The sequence below is a fragment of the Halioglobus sp. Uisw_031 genome, from assembly GCF_047729875.1.
Lineage (GTDB): Bacteria > Pseudomonadota > Gammaproteobacteria > Pseudomonadales > Halieaceae > Marimicrobium.
On the sequence record NZ_CP159826.1, the window covers coordinates 3,107,202 to 3,121,973 of the forward strand.

The 14,772-nt window shown below is 50.1% G+C and carries 13 protein-coding genes; 5 read left to right on the forward strand and 8 right to left on the reverse strand.

The window, feature by feature from the left end; all coding sequences use genetic code 11:
• Positions 1 to 54 precede the first annotated feature (54 nt).
• The 7 genes from ABXT62_RS14045 to mscL all read right to left on the reverse strand — a co-directional run bounded on the left by ABXT62_RS14045 (position 55) and on the right by mscL (position 7,252).
• The gene (locus ABXT62_RS14045; protein WP_415355910.1) at positions 55 to 396 is read right to left on the reverse strand and encodes a tetratricopeptide repeat protein; all 342 of its coding nucleotides are present in this window, start codon (positions 394 to 396) and stop codon (positions 55 to 57) included.
• Between the two features lie 397 nt (positions 397 to 793).
• Complete coding sequence (locus tag ABXT62_RS14050; RefSeq protein WP_415355911.1) at positions 794 to 1,516, reverse strand: metallophosphoesterase family protein; 723 nt, start codon at positions 1,514 to 1,516, stop codon at positions 794 to 796.
• A gap of 354 nt (positions 1,517 to 1,870) precedes the next feature.
• Positions 1,871 to 2,167: an LON peptidase substrate-binding domain-containing protein gene (locus tag ABXT62_RS14055; RefSeq protein ID WP_415355912.1), complete on the reverse strand. Its 297-nt coding sequence runs from the start codon at positions 2,165 to 2,167 to the stop codon at positions 1,871 to 1,873.
• Between the two features lie 409 nt (positions 2,168 to 2,576).
• Positions 2,577 to 4,715: a hypothetical protein gene (locus ABXT62_RS14060; protein ID WP_415355913.1), complete on the reverse strand. Its 2,139-nt coding sequence runs from the start codon at positions 4,713 to 4,715 to the stop codon at positions 2,577 to 2,579.
• A gap of 401 nt (positions 4,716 to 5,116) precedes the next feature.
• Positions 5,117 to 5,611, reverse strand: coding sequence for a hypothetical protein (locus ABXT62_RS14065; protein ID WP_415355914.1), 495 nt, complete (start codon positions 5,609 to 5,611; stop codon positions 5,117 to 5,119).
• Positions 5,612 to 5,623: 12 nt separating this feature from the next.
• Positions 5,624 to 6,025 carry a hypothetical protein gene (locus ABXT62_RS14070; protein ID WP_415355915.1) on the reverse strand — a complete coding sequence of 134 codons (402 nt, stop codon included), beginning with the start codon at positions 6,023 to 6,025 and terminating at the stop codon, positions 5,624 to 5,626.
• An 822-nt stretch (positions 6,026 to 6,847) separates the two neighbouring features.
• Positions 6,848 to 7,252 (reverse strand): large-conductance mechanosensitive channel protein MscL, encoded by a 405-nt coding sequence (mscL, locus tag ABXT62_RS14075; RefSeq protein WP_415355916.1) that lies wholly within the window; start codon positions 7,250 to 7,252, stop codon positions 6,848 to 6,850.
• Between the two features lie 727 nt (positions 7,253 to 7,979).
• Between mscL and ABXT62_RS14080 the strand changes: the two genes are divergently transcribed.
• The 5 genes from ABXT62_RS14080 to ABXT62_RS14100 all read left to right on the forward strand — a co-directional run bounded on the left by ABXT62_RS14080 (position 7,980) and on the right by ABXT62_RS14100 (position 14,374).
• Positions 7,980 to 8,249 carry a hypothetical protein gene (locus ABXT62_RS14080; RefSeq protein WP_415355917.1) on the forward strand — a complete coding sequence of 90 codons (270 nt, stop codon included), beginning with the start codon at positions 7,980 to 7,982 and terminating at the stop codon, positions 8,247 to 8,249.
• 493 nt (positions 8,250 to 8,742) lie between these two features.
• Complete coding sequence (locus tag ABXT62_RS14085) at positions 8,743 to 10,161, forward strand: hypothetical protein (protein ID WP_415355918.1); 1,419 nt, start codon at positions 8,743 to 8,745, stop codon at positions 10,159 to 10,161.
• Between the two features lie 542 nt (positions 10,162 to 10,703).
• Positions 10,704 to 11,000 (forward strand): hypothetical protein, encoded by a 297-nt coding sequence (locus ABXT62_RS14090; protein ID WP_415355919.1) that lies wholly within the window; start codon positions 10,704 to 10,706, stop codon positions 10,998 to 11,000.
• 200 nt (positions 11,001 to 11,200) lie between these two features.
• Complete coding sequence (locus tag ABXT62_RS14095; RefSeq protein ID WP_415358218.1) at positions 11,201 to 12,196, forward strand: transposase; 996 nt, start codon at positions 11,201 to 11,203, stop codon at positions 12,194 to 12,196.
• 429 nt (positions 12,197 to 12,625) lie between these two features.
• On the forward strand, positions 12,626 to 14,374 hold the full coding sequence (locus tag ABXT62_RS14100; RefSeq protein WP_415355920.1) for a hypothetical protein: 1,749 nt from the start codon (positions 12,626 to 12,628) through the stop codon (positions 14,372 to 14,374).
• On the opposite strand, the gene ABXT62_RS14105 is transcribed toward ABXT62_RS14100, so the two are convergent.
• Complete coding sequence (locus tag ABXT62_RS14105; protein WP_415355921.1) at positions 14,318 to 14,749, reverse strand: glutathione S-transferase N-terminal domain-containing protein; 432 nt, start codon at positions 14,747 to 14,749, stop codon at positions 14,318 to 14,320. The two genes, ABXT62_RS14100 and ABXT62_RS14105, sit on opposite strands and share 57 nt — an antisense overlap.
• Positions 14,750 to 14,772: the final 23 nt, after the last annotated feature.

A 14,772-nucleotide genomic window follows, 5' to 3' on the forward strand; every position in this document is an offset into this window, starting at 1 on the left:
TGTAATAGGACTAATCGATAACAAAAAACCCGCACTAGGCGGGCTGGAGAAGGCTCACTGGCTCAGCTCGTCATCAGGATTAACCACAGTGGTGCTGGGTTTTTCTTTTAGCGCGTTGAGCTGGTCAAGCTTTCTTTTCACACGGGCTGATTCAGGGTTTACTGCAAGCGCGGTTTCCAGTGCGGCAAGAGCATCGTCCCAACGCTTTAATCGAATAAGCGTTAATGATCTGTTGTAGTGGACAATATCAAGCTGGACATTCGCCAGCTCCAGCGCTCGGCCATAGTCCGCAAGTGCTGTGACGTATTCGTGGGTTTGGTGATATACGTTGCCTCGATTGACATAGATCTTGCCCATCCCGGGCGCTAACAAAGCGGCTGTGTTATGGTCCTTCATCGCTCTATCTAATTGACCGTTTGCCGCATATATAATTCCGCGATTAGTATGAGTAGCCGCAAGGTCCCGCAGGAGCAGGTCGTCGTTTCTGATTGCGTCGGTACAAAACGTGAGCCCGTGTGTCGAAAATGGCGTATTACTTTCGCGGTAACAACGCGTCGCATTGTCGGACCCAAAGGTGGTTTTGCTCTGTGCGTATGCGAGTTGACTGCTCGATACAATAATAAGGTAGATGATCCATCTCATGGTGTTTGACTGTCCTTCAGGTCATAAAACGATTCGAGGGTAAATGCGAATTTCATCGCTGATAAGCAAAAGTATCAGGTAGAAACACGGGCAAGTTTCTTTAACCCTATTGCTGTTGGCTTATCAACTGCGAACTTTAAAACAAGCACGTCTAAAACAACCTCACTGGATCCCAGTCACCGCAAAATGACTGGGTGTTGGACCAAATTGTGTGTGCTTCCTGAGTCAGGTCATGCGTCTTCACCAGCCTGATCTGGTCACCACAGAATTCGAATGCAGTAATGTATTCTGCTTCAAAATCGATGACCGAGAAACCAGGCCAATGTTCGCCTCTAAGCGTGCCTGCGTTAATGAGGGTTAGTCCTTCGAAATGAATCAGGGTTCGAAAGTGCATATGACCATTAATGAGATACTGAAATTCCCCTTCGAGGATGATTTTGTCCAGCAGGTGGCTGCGTTCGATGGGCATCTTCTCTGTTCCAGGCCAGACCTTTCTCAGGTCATCATCCGCCACGCCATGACAAAGCAGTAACTTCCCTCTAATGGTATCCAGCGTCACCTGACTTGGCAGCGAAGCCAGGTACGAGAGTGATTCTTCTGACAGTTCAGTCACGCTATGTGCGTCCTTGATATGTCTAGCTTTATCTTCGAGTATCCATCGATCATGGTTACCTCGTACGGTGAATACTGAAGCGCTATCGAGTAGTTTGATGCTTTCGTTTGGACAACCAATGCCATCAACAATGTCACCGGTACAGACTATTGCATCTGTATCCAGACCTTCCAGGTGTGCCAGAGTCGCTTTCAGTCGATGATGCTCCGAGTGAACATCGCCAATGATGCCGAGTTTTTTAATCTTGCCTGCAGCGCTCATGTTTCTCCCGAGTGAACAAGTGAATCACCCATTTTCAGTCGTTCAAGATTGCTGGTGACTTCGAGTATTGATTGCATGGTGTCAGCGTCGAAACGCACGAGCTGAAAAACTTTAAAAAAATTCAATTGGGGAAAGCTCAAGCCACTCGTCGCTGCTAAACTCGCTAAGTTTGGCTGGATTATGCTTGCCAATCATTTGGACGATTGAATCTGTTATAGACTTCTGGTATCTCATTAACTCGTCATAAAAGGCAAGCTCGCTCACGTCCTCAAGCTCACTACAGGCAACGATCCGGTAGGGTAGTGTCTGGACTTCGTGGACAAGTTGCAGGCGCTTGCTCATCGAGATGTGAAGCTAGACCCTGCCGTCAGCGGTCGTATCAATGATTTCGCATATTCCTGCTGAAAACACCTCAACGGGTCGGTAGGTGGCCTGATCGTTTTTGAGTGCATCCTGCATGCTCTGTCCATCTTTGGCAGGCCGGATATCTTTTTTTGTATGGCAGACCGCGATCATACGGTCCTGCTCCACAACATCCGTCACCATCTGCCGATATCTGGGCTCGAAAACATGCAAGGGGACAATGGTGCCAGGAAACGCGACCATGCCGGGGATTGGAAATAGCGCGACTTCGATCAAAGATTTAGCCATAAGAGATTGTACACCTAAGTACGCCGGGAACAAAAGTCTGGATCAGTTACCTGTCTATTGGGCTTGCAGGCGGCTATACCTGCGAGCGACGCACCAGCAAAGTCTGAATCGGTGACTAGCCCCAAGACCGCTTCTGCCTCTATGATTTGATAGATATAGCTTAGCTCCTAACACTTTGAATGTATTGATGGGGGGAGGGGAGATTCATGCTTTTGATACGGGGAAAGACTTAACGTAAGACCCAAACAGGCCACTATCGCGCACCACAGGGGCCAGGTGGGGGACGTCGGCTATGGGCCGCAGCGCATCTTTATTAAGTCATGGGACGCTGCGTGGTGGAACATCAAACGAGTGAGGTTAACGCTCGGTTTTGTTGCTAGTGCCGACCGTCGGGCGGCACGTCATCGTGTTAGTCGAGTGGCGGAAGAGTGGTGACCGGCGGATTCACGGGAAAGACGCGGGGCACGAAAAAGGGAGTTCGGTCTAGGTTGGGGCCGAAGTAGAATCGATTGATAGTCATTGCCGCCTCGTTGATCGCCTCGACACTCGGCCCTTGACCGCCGGGAGCAGACAGATCCCGCAGGTGGTCTTGCGCCTCGCGCAGTGCCGCCTTCGCCGCGTTGATGTCCATCTCCTTCCACGCCTCCGTACACTGGACAGCCTCAATACTGCTCGCCGCGAGTTGCACCACGTCTTCCCACAGAGCGAGCGGCTTGCAATTCGTTGATTGCACCTGACAGAGGTTCAGGCCCCCCAGTTGTTCGACAACTTCGGCGATTTGTTGCGGGAAGGCTCCATCGACGTCTTCGCTTCCTTCCGCAAATTGCTGGCACAGTGCCCTGTTAACATGGACGTTTTTGTGGACGGCCTGCCACTTTTCCCGACCCAGATCAACGTAATGATCGAACTCTGGGTTTGGCTGCTTGTATTCCCAGGCGCGGATATCCAGGGCCATGGACAGCCACGTGATTGGCCCCAGGGCGAATTTGTGACGATTGCGGTTGAGAACCCGCGCCGTTGTCCCCTCCCTATAGCTTGTCGCATCCCGCATCATCACGGGGTTCTGGTCGGTATCGACGGGAATTGACCACGGTGCGCCTAGGATGGAACCCGATACATGAGTTTGCTGCCATTGTCCGAATCCGATTGCGCATGCGTCAGGCTCCATTCTTTGCATGACCAGTGCAATCACGGTATCCGCTGCTGCAGAGTTGAGGACGGGAAATTGCTTGCCCGAAGTAGAGTCCGTTTCCCACTTGGAAATGTTTTTGAGAGGGTCGTATTCTTTCGAACCGCGAATAATGGGAAGTCCGGACTCATAGGCGACGGGCAGTAGTCCCTTTGTGTTCCAGATGAAATTCTCACTCGCGTAGGCGGTGCCCATGAAGTATTCGAGGTACCGCTTATCTGGATGCCCTTCGTGAAGGCACTGATAAAGCCAGTCGCCAAAGACCGTAAAGCTGTTAATTTGCTTGATCGGCTTCCTGAAATCGCGATCGCCTTCCAGCGGGCGCTGTCCCTGGGGAGGCTGCTCGTAGACCCAATCTTTCATTTTATTGTCCCAGGCGAGCGTCTCGAGCAGCTTGATGGTCTCTGTGTTGTTCGTCACGGTCTGCGCGGCATCACCGAGGCCGCCGTCAGAGCCATCGCTCGGAGTGGCTGACCTTATGAAGACGTTATAGGCGCCGTCTACGAGACCAATATTGTTAATCTTACATGCCTCAGGGTCGCCGTTTGCTACATATCCGCAGCTACCGAACAAACTCGAGAGTGTGCAAACATCGGGCGATTCGGCAGGGTTCACCACGTCTTTATTGCTGCACAAATAGATGTTGTTTACGCGAGTGGTCGGGCCGCTGCCGCCACCGCTGGCGGCGATATTAATGTTCGTCGCATCGCTGATGTAATCAATCTGCGTACCACCGTATCCATCCTCAGCGTCAAAGGTTTTGTCGGCGCGGGTGCCATACCACCAGTGAGAGGCGGTGCCACCTTTGGTGCCGGGGGCATCGATATTCTGAAACCAGGCAGCGCCCGCGGCAATCGGGTCGGCCTGACGAACCGTTGACTCACACGTCACTTCATCCGTGATGTCAGGGACTAGGATATCGGTGCAGGCGGCGCCGTCATGTTCACAGCCGGAGATTGCGGGTTGCACCGCACCGCTTGCGACCGTATCGGCGGCTGCCGCGGGGTTGCAAGGGGTCACTTGGCCAAGAGACGTGGGGCATTCTGGGCCCGGAGCTGTTTCTTGCGCAAGACTAGAAGAGTCCTCGATTCCGACGGTACCTTTAAAGCAAGCGTCGTTGCCATCACTGTCTGGCCCCCAATAGTAGGTCTGGTCCCAATATTGGACCTTGATGGGGTCGATAGCGCCGCTCAGGAACGGTTGAATGACTTGAATGTTAGGGTAAATGCCCGCATTGGGATCGACAGCGCCCAAACCACTGTCAGATCCGTCAACACCAAACAAATCATTGTTATTGCTGTCGCTGCAGCCGTAAGCGAATACTAAAAGAGCAGCGATGATGAAATTGCGATGAATCATGAAGGCATTCCTCTGTGCGCGTGCTGATGCGAGACTACCGCTCGTTTAGGCCGCGTCTCATATTGTTATGTCACGACGGTACTGCATGGCGGTCGCTCGCGTCAATGGGTCGCGCGCGGGCTGCGCGGGCTTGGAGTGTGTTGTTGTGCTCGACTGAAGTGCTAGGTGGCCGCTATCTTTTACTTTGAGGATACGTTTGACCCACAGTGGATACGGCGCGGAATATGGTGCGGAGAGAGCTGCCGTTAGGGTAACAGCCTTGATCGAATGAAAGTATGCAAGCTGGCGCGCGTCACAGCAAAACGGCCCCCGAAGGAGCCGCTGTGCATATTGCAGTGACTGAGCGAGCTTACTCAGGCTTCTCTCGCCAACAAAAAACCCGACTAGGTGGTCAGAGATATTCAGGCTTTACGCAGCTTCCTGAAACCCACCAGCGACAGCAGTCCTGCCATGATGCCCAGTAGCCACAATGGGCTGGTGGGGACGGGTGTGGCGCTAGACGGAGGCGTGCCGGTAGACGGAGGCGGCGTGCCGTAAGGCGGAGGCACGAAGGTGTCTGGACCCCCGACAACGAATGGTTCACTCGTTGCAGATGCGGGACTCATTCCTATAATGTTCGTCGCTGTTACAAAACACTCATACGTGTCGTCATTGTAAAGCGAGGTGACTGTAATAGGTGACGTGGCGCCATCTACGTTTACCCGCCTCAAGACACCGACACCGAGGCAGGAGGCCCTGTAGCTGTAAGTCGGCGAGCCATTGTCAGTCCCCGGGGTAAAGACGACGGTAAGCTGACCGGCGCCTGGCGTTATCGAGTCTATGGTCGGGGCAACGAGGGTCCTGTCAGTTGAGCCAGACCACCTTCGAGAGGTACCATAGCCTGAATGCGCAAACAAAGTGCGATACCGCTAAGCAGCAAAAATACCGGCCATAAGTCCAATTAAGGAAAGGGCGGTAAGAATGAGCCAAGCGGAGACTGCTGTTGTACCGACAAGCAATGCCGTTTTTCCGCCACTAAATTCACGGGTGTGCAATGCCACAATATCTTTAATTGGGATTGCAACGTCTTTACCGAGTACTTGCTCTTTATCCACTTTGGTGACGTCGAACTTATACTTCTGACCATCTGCCGTGACAATTTCAACCGAATCGCCGACTTCAATCAGTTTGGTGCTCTCAATTTGCTGCTGAAGCGCTTCTGGTGTCATTTCAACGGGTCTTACTGTAGAACACCCTTGAGTTAACGACACCAGCACCAACACCAAAGAAAGGGCAGCGACCTTTCGTCTAGCCGTTTTTTTGATAAACAATTCTTATCTCCTCTGTCGATCGTAATAATACTGCTAACCAGCTTGTCACTGACAACAGGGGGGTGTCAAGAGGACGTTCTCTGCTGTTTTGTAGGGTGCATTCAATGCACGCGGTTCGCAGGAAGCGAATTCACCGCCCCTAGTTTTACTTCAAACGAGATGGCTCTGCAATGAGCTAAGACTGAAGCGTTTGCTGTAGCTCCCAGCTCTTGATCCAGCTTTGACTCTGATGTTTCTGTCAATGCGCCAAGTCCAGTGGCCGGTGTCTGGGTTGTAGTGTAATACCTCATGCAATCTCTCTTGTGTTGGGATCGTTGTTGTTTTGGTCATGGTGTTATGCCTCTAATTGGTACTGACAAGTTAACTTGAGGTCATTGGCTGAGCCGACACAATTCGGTCCTTGGCGCTGGCAATCGAGTCGCCAGCTCCCACTTTAGGTTTGTTTATTGGGTGGAATGAATTTTAAAATTCCACTTTTCGAGCAAAAATAAGTTAACTCGTCAGTACGCTCCGGACATCGTTGGCACCAGCGCGAGAGTATCGACAGGATTAGTTGGGCCAGCGCAGATTATAGAAAGCGCACCAACAGCTCACTGACGCACAAGTGCTTGGCATTTTTAAGCGTGTTTTCATTTTGAGCACGCTTCGTTGGACTACAGCTTGAATTGCATCGCGGCTATGATAATCGCTGGCTGCGCTGTTGTGGCACCCGCATTAAGGCGCTATGCGTTACCACTCTAACGGGTAACGCAAACGCACTGCGGTGCGGTTTCAAACGCGGCGACCACTTACTAGCACAGGCTGGGGTCGCCACCATCTCCCTTAAGCACGATCTTTTAATAAATCACGGATCTCAGTCAATAAGACTTCTTCTTTACTCGGAGGCGGCGGTGTAGATGGCGCGGCCTCTTCTTCTTTCTTCAAAGAATTAATGAGTTTAATGACCATAAAAATCGCAAAAGCAATAATAGTAAAGTCGATCACTGTTTGAATAAACGCGCCATAACTAATGACAACTGCCGGCACGTCTCCTACCGCTTCCTTAACCGTGAAAGCCAGATCAGAAAAATCTACTCCGCCCAGGGCCACACCGATTGGCGGCATGATAACCCCACCGACTAACGCCGAGACAATTTTGCCAAATGCCGCACCAATAATGATACCGACGGCCATATCAACGACATTGCCTTTTACAGCAAACTCTTTAAATTCACTCATCATCCCCATAATATTTTTCTCTATATCTAGTTAGTGTAAGCTCAATTTAATCATTCAATGCCGGCGGCACCTCAACGCAGTACTCAACAACCCGACCATCTTCTGATCAACCTCTCTTCAGCTGCCAGTTCCCTGAAACTTGAACTGAATTTATGCCTTAAGACACCATCATTCGCAAAACAGCGCTATATTCCAACCGGTCCCTGCATCTCTGATTGCGGCCAAATAAGTGCCCACAGACATTATATTAACCCCAACGCCATAAATCGCCAAATATCGGGATTGCACAAAAGACGTGTCAATGAAGAGTTATGGTGCCGGGCCTTACCGTTTGCATCTTCGCAAACTAAAGCTGTTGGAACGGGTATCAAATGTAAGACCTAGTCCTAGGTTTCTATTTTTCAAGCTGTGTCGGGGCAGCTGTCAATTCTTTTGCAATACCGGTGATACTAGACATAGGAATTAAACGCCTTACCTACCGACAGAAGATCAACCGTCTTACTTGCTATCAGGTGCGCATTGTTTAGCGGCCACATAAGCAGCGGGATATCACCATACCTTTTTTAGCTTATGGCAGAGAGAGGTGCGCGGGTAGCCAAGCGTAGCGAGGGACTTCAGCGATGCTGCTGCGATCTAGTGAAATAGAAAAGACTCTCGACGGCAATGCCCCGGGGCGAACAATCTCAAAAAGTGACGAAGCTGCGACCAGAAAAAGTTATTCATCGGGGCAACCCTCATGCGCAGACTTCCTACACATGACACTGGATTCTACACCGGCATCAAAGTCTATCATGGCGTCCTCGCGCCGAACCATCGCTGGCGCGGACTGGTCACTCCGGCAAAACGAGGCAAAGGTGCAATGCGCCCTGCCGATAGTGACGTCGTCTCATCGATCCAGCGTCATACGGCTATGACCTGGGCCCAGCGACTCAAGCGAGTATTCAATATCGACATTGAAGTCTGGCAGCCGCTGCGGCGGATCTGTCAGAGTCATCGCTTGTATTGAGGACCAGGAGGTCATCGACCGGATCCTGGCCCATCTTCGCGAGACGGAAAAGGAAGCCCCTGCCCGGCCCCTTCTGGTACCGCCAACCAGGGCGCCACCTGACACGCTGTCTCTTTTCGCCGAGACGGAGTTTCATCAGCAGGGACGCCACTGAAAACCCCATGGCACGGACTGCTGCGGGCTCTCGTTCAGGAGTCGACGAATATGAATTGCACGGTCACCTCAGCGAAAAACTTTTCAGGGCAGTAGGCGGGTATGTCGCGAATTTCTCTAGTTCAGTTAGCAGGATCAGTCAGGACATTTAATCTCAATAGGCCGTTTATTTGTCCTATACTTCGAGTTTGAATTCTTAGATAATTGTATCTCAATATTCTTTTTTGAGGCGTTTGAGGCCTCACTGAATTCTGATTCCTATATGATCTAGCGACGCACATCCATGATACCTTAGCGAATTGCCAGATCGTCACCTATCAGTGCAGAGGCCTTCTTCTACATGCTCTCAATGCAGACCGTTCGCTCTAACTGGAAAGAGCTTATTGTTCTTTTTCTATTGGGATTTATTTCATTCTATTTGATGAAAGATGTGGGCCTTATTGGTGATGAGCAACACTATTTACGTGCTGCAATCGCTCTGTCTGAATATATTCGTAATGATATTGATTCCGCTACATTTGGTGCTGAATATTTCTCGCGTGGCTGGTTCATGCCTGGCATGAGCATAGTTTTGTCTCCCGTTACGTTGTTTGATCTAAACACTGTTGATTTACCGTTTTTTGCCAGGCTATGGATGATAATGGTAAATCTGTTTTTCGTGTGGCTTATTATGCTGGAGCTTCAAGCAAGGGAGAGTTCCAGGCTGGCGAGCTGGCTTTTTCTTGTGATGTTTATGTCTCCGTACGCGCTTCTCTATGCTTCTACACTTTGGGCAGACTTACTGGCTTGTTTGGTAGCCATGTATATCGCTCTGAAATCCTCGTCGGTAAAAGAGTGGGCGGCAAATAAGTCGATTCTGTTAAGTGTCGGGCTTGCTTCAATGATCTATTTGCGAAGTCAGTACATTTACTTGCTACCAGTACTATTTCTCGTAATAGCATTCATTTCTTCTAGAGACTCCTCCACATTTACACGAAATATGGGATATGTTACCTGCTCCATGCTGCTCTCCATTTTGTTTATACTTCCCTGGTCAATTGCCGTCAGTGAAGAAACGGAGATTAAGACACTGACAACAACATCGCTAAAATTGGGTCAAATAGTCACATTTGGCGACAGAAATTATAGACGGGAACTGAGGCAGGAAGATGAAGCAGAAAACTGGTGGTTTGCTATTGATAATGCGGTAAGAAAGAGAGCGCACACAGATGGTGTTACGGTTGGAGAACAGTATGTAAGAGAGCATGCCCAGTCTTTTGAAAATGTTACTAATGATCAACTCCTGACTCGTATGTCCGAGAGCATAGACCACTATCTATTCGAACCTTCATACTTCCCGATGAAGTTTGCTGAGGCATCGTGTCGGGTGAACGGTGCGCTTTGTAGTGACAGAAATTGGCCAGAGCACTACTGGATAAAATTTAATACAGCTACTAATTTTCTAGCGATGTCACTGCTGGCATTGTTGATGCTAATCCCTATCAAGGCGATAGAGCATCCACTACTAGGCATTTTTATCAAGGGAACAATTTTCCTTAATATGGTACTTCCACTGTTTGCCGCAGGTCATCCTCGATATCTGGTTCAGTTCACCCCGGTTTTGGCGTTAGCTTGCTGTCTACTTGCGGAAAGGAAATCTACACTAAGTGACCTTATAGGCTTCGAAAGGAATTCATTTTATGGTGTTATGGGAAACATGGGGCAGATACTTGCTGCTGTCGCCGTCGGTGCCTATATATGGCTAGTGCTATTCTATTAGGCGGTACTCATTGTCACCAATGTGCCAGGACCGCAATACCCCATGTATCGCCAAGTTAAAAAAAGAAAATTGATGATACTGAAAAGCCAACTTATCTCCGTTCGCAAGTAGAAATTCAGAATTTCGTTTTGGGTTTGCGTTTCGGTTTTTTGCTAGCCTTGATCGTCCGTGTTAGGCTGGTGTCGCTTCCGCTAGAAGCTTCTAGTAATTGGTAGATGACCTTCGATATATGAACGTTAAAGATGACCAATCTTTGCACTATTTCCCTTTGCCTGTTGCCTGTTGCCTGTTGCCATAATGCTACTTACGCTATTTCTTTTCTTTGCAGGATGCGGTGGGGACTCTGTGACCGTTAATCCCCGCTTTGCTGAGCTAGCTGCTCAGGAGAAAGAAGATGAAGTCGCGCGAAAAAGTGCGGCGAATACAGCGAATAAGACGGCTGAGGCAGAAAAAAACTAAGACCTGCAAAAATCGAATCAGATTTATTTAGCGCTACGCCTGAAGAACTTAAAGAAGTGTTCTCCACTTGCCGAACCACCGTAATGGAAGTGGCAAGAAAGAGGAATAAGACGAGGTTTGAAATATTTTTGGTCGACGAATACTCTGCTGATGTATATCAGGCCGCCGCCTATGGCTCTTTTGGTGCTATAGAAAATGATGAGGAAAGAGTTGCACGTTTACATGAGGCTATAGCCGAAAAGGCCGATCCCCTTTGGCGTTCCCTCAACCTTTCATATTTGGTTATTGTAACAAAGGATTCTTTTAGTGGTCTCACAAGAGAATCTAAGAGATACACGTGTACGCTAGAACCGGATTTTCGGATTTCTGGCGCAATCTAGCTTCAGAAAGCTACTGTCTATATGGCAGGCAGCTGGGGTAAGCAATTGAGACTTTTGAAGGAGGGCTCCAGATGACCTGGCAATCTTCCCCAGCAATCGACAGGTTAAAATTGGCTTCCGGCTTTGACGACCTGCGCACCAACATCTACCCCACCAAAAACCGCCCCTCGAAATTCCCAATTATCTCATCAGATTCATAGATCCATTTCTCACCTTCCCCAACCCTCAGGCAAGGCACCTTCAAATCCCGACCACCCGCCAGCCGAGGGGATCGGTCACCCCGATTTCAACGCCTCAAAGCGCCGGTTAAAGACGAGCTGGAGGATCTGGTTCAGCTTATCAGCCGACGTGTCGGCCGCTGCCTGGAACGACAGGGCTTGCTGGAGCAGGACACCGAGAGCGCCTGGCTGGAACTCGATCCCACAGACGAGGCGGATGCCATGCCTCATATCCTGGGTAGTTCCGTGTCTTATCGGATCGCCGTCGGCCCGCAACAGGGTCGCAAAGCCTTCATGATTCGCACCATCCGCCCACTCGACCGGCCTAATCCCGGACTGGAACGCGTCGCCAAGGCCAATGGATTTTCCCTGCACGCCGGCGTGAGCTGTGAGGGGCATCAAACGGATAAACGGGAGCGCCTCTGCCGGTGCATCGCTCGCCCCGCCGTGGCCATCCCACGTCTATCACTCAGCTCTACGGGCAAGGTGGTTTACACCCTGAAGACGCCTTACCGAGACGAAACAACCCAGGTGGCCTTCGATCCGGTGGATTTCATTGCACGATTGGCAGCCCTGGTACCGAAGCCGAGGGTCAATCTTACCCGTTATCATGGCGTCCTCGCGCCGAACCATCGCTGGCGCGGACTGGTCACTCCGGCAAAACGAGGCAAAGGTGCAATGCGCCCTGTCGATAGTGACGTCGTCTCATCGATCCAGCGTCATGCGGCTATGACCTGGGCCCAGCGACTCAAGCGAGTATTCAATATCGACATTGAAGTCTGCAGCCGCTGCGGCGGATCTGTCAGAGTCATCGCGTGTATTGAGGACCAGGACGTCATCGCCCGGATCCTGGCTCATCTTCGCGAGACGGAAAAGGAAGCCCCTGCCCGGCCCCTTCTGGTACCGCCAACCAGGGCGCCACCTGACACGCTGTCTCTTTTCGCCGGGACGGAGTTTCATCAGCAGGGACGCCACTGAAAACCCCATGGCACGGACTGCTGCGGGCTCTCGTTCAGGAATGGACGAATATGAATTACACGGTCACCTCAGCGAACAACTTTTCAGGGCAGTAGGCGGGTATGTCGCGAATTTCTCTAGTTCAGTTAGCAGGATCAGTCAGGAAATTTAATCTCAATAGGCCGTTTATTTATCCTATACTTTAAGGGTATTTGCTTTGCTCTACTGTACTTTGCTGTACTCCCATTTACCATTATTCAAGAGGTGTTGTTTTATGATATTCTCTGCGTTAGAGATTGCTTAAGATACCTATGGTCAGGCTTTCCAGAATGGTAAAATGTGGACTGGTTCTGGTTTTTATGACAGCGGCTTAAGCATCTACTCGATTTTGTATCCTGCGCTAAATAAATTTCTGTATTTACTACCAATCACGGGGAATCAGAACCATCAATGCTTAATCGCTTTAGCTGGATTTTTTCACTGGTGATCGTCTCGCTGGGCGCCCTCGCACTACTTGCAAGTAGTGCGATTTGGTTACGGTTTTACACTGAAGCTCCTGTGCGGGATCTTGCCTACATTCTCCCTTTGGTTCAGAGCGGCGTTACGGATGGATGGCAAAGTATTTCATTTGGGGAATGGGTTTCCCCTTTTGCCCATGCCCACCGGATTGCCATCACTCGCCTGCTGATGCTGATGGACTACACATTTCTCGGTGGTAAGAATTATTTCCTCTACCTTAGCCTCTGGATAAGTCTGCTTGTTGTTTTCCTCGTCTACCTGAAAGCCGCACGCTCCCTGTTAGATCACCAAAACTCAGCGCAGCTATTTATTGCCGGGGTTGTGCTGTTGTTCCTTTGCAGCCCCAGCCAATACATGGGCCTGCTGGATCCGCAAAACGCCAGTTGGTATGTAGCAATGGCGGCCAGTGCTGCGAGTTTCTGGTTAGTACTTGCCCAAGGGGCCAAGGTGACGACCCAAAGGGCCTTATTGGCCTGCTTATGTGCATCAATTGCCGCCTTTTCAAACTTCAGTGGCGTCCTGACCTGTCTTCTCCTGCCTCTGATGACCGTATTCCAGCGTCCAGGTCGCTGGCCGCTTGGCCTAATGATTGTTTATACAACCCTCTTCGTAGCCCTTTATCTGCAAGGTATCGGTTCGGATGGTTCGGAACTGGCTGCGTCTCCCGCTTTTTTGGAAGCCCTGAAAGTCGCCATCGCCAACAATCCCGACGTCCTCACCCAGACGACATCTTTTACCCTTTACTGGAATAGACTGATATTGATAGTTTCCAGGACGTGCCTACAACTTGGCGCTACTATCGGCTTCCAGCATCCTTTTGTCGCGCCAGCTGCAGTATTGAGCTCTGCCGTATACATTGGTTACCACTGGCTAAAACTGGGCCTCTGTGCCTATTTCAAGCGTGAACTACCATCTGGTGCAATACAATTATTTCTGGCAATGGCAACACTGTGCCTGGCGATTTCCTGTGCAATCTGGTTCGGTCGCGTGGCCTTCATTGCGCCAGAAGCGAATCGTTATCAAACCATTTCGATGCACTATTGGTTGAATGTCAGTTGTTTGCTATTTTTCCATTTGCGGCAAACCTACAAGCGCCAGCATTACATTATCACCATGACCCTCACCGCGAGCATACCCCTGATACTTCTCTGGGGATCAAGTGATTACACCAGAAAGGAGCTGAACTGGTTCCACACCCAATCCAGCTTCCTGCAAGTAGTGGGGGAGCTGAATCCTGGTCTAATACAAAAAAGTTTCTCTATGATTCTCCAAAAAGAATGGTATGGCAATGTAAGTGACCACCGTCTGTTCCTGGAAAAGTACCGTTTTCAAAGACCGTATAACGAACGCGGCAGTATGGCTAACGCTGAATATCAAGGCTCACTTTGCGAGGGAGCTCAACTAAGCACGAAAAAAAGCAGGTGGCCGGGGGTACAAAGTGTCTCCATCGCATTCGACTCACGGGTGAATCCATTTTTAACCAAAATGTATCTACAAGGCGCGGACACAAACCATGCAAGACTGTATGCCAGAGTTCCACCAACTCTCGGCTTGACATCAATTTTGCAGGGAGAATATCAGTGGAATGGATTTTATAAAGGCGACACGCGAGCAGCGACAACATTAAAACTCGCATTTACATCTGCGACCGGGGCGATCATTCAATGTGAGCTGCAGTAAAGACACATCAGCGGGTTCTACATCGGATTTCCCAAAGGCCATAAATCTGGCAATTCGGTGGCTTAATGTGCGTCTATTTTGCTCGTTGCCCCAGCGCGTATGCATATGTAAGCGAGGCATATATTCATCGGCAAATTCTTCAAGCAGCCACATGATAAACGCCAGTCGAGGATCCTCGGGGATCGCGGGCTTTGCTTGGTATTGGCTTTCGAACCATTCGACTATTGGCGTTGAATCTTGCATAACCTGATTATCGGGGGTCAAAATCACCGGTATAATTGGCTGGCCAACGAGGGCCGGAATCTCCCCCATATAGATATCTATATTGGCTTCCATTCGCTTATAGGGAATACCCTTATAGTTCATATAGGTCATTACCTTAGATGCCTACCCAGGTT